Annotated in this window: 1 protein-coding gene; it reads left to right on the top strand. The window is 34.3% G+C overall.

Annotated elements, in window-relative coordinates:
* Positions 1–265 (top strand): hypothetical protein (locus tag G3A46_RS14190; protein WP_165150788.1); only part of this gene is annotated, 265 nt, incomplete at both ends.

Below are 265 nucleotides of genomic sequence, written 5' to 3'. Positions count from 1 at the left end.
ATATCTATAATGAAATTATCAACCTTATTACCAACACTACAGGTTCAGACCTCTTCGTAGATAATGGCGATGGTACATTTACGCATACTACAGTAAATGGAGATGTAATTACGTTTGATGCTAACACCACTATATTAGTAGATAACGGTAATGGAACTTACACACTGACAAACGCAAATGGTGATACAATCACAATCGATGTTGTTGGAGATGTGGTAACTAACATCCAGAATCAAGGTGATATTTATAATGAAATTATCAACCT

The organism is Aequorivita sp. KMM 9714 (genome assembly GCF_011065475.1).
GTDB lineage: Bacteria > Bacteroidota > Bacteroidia > Flavobacteriales > Flavobacteriaceae > Aequorivita > Aequorivita sinensis.
The sequence above is the reverse complement of the archived record's forward strand: the minus strand, read 5'-3'. Positions and strand labels throughout refer to the sequence as shown.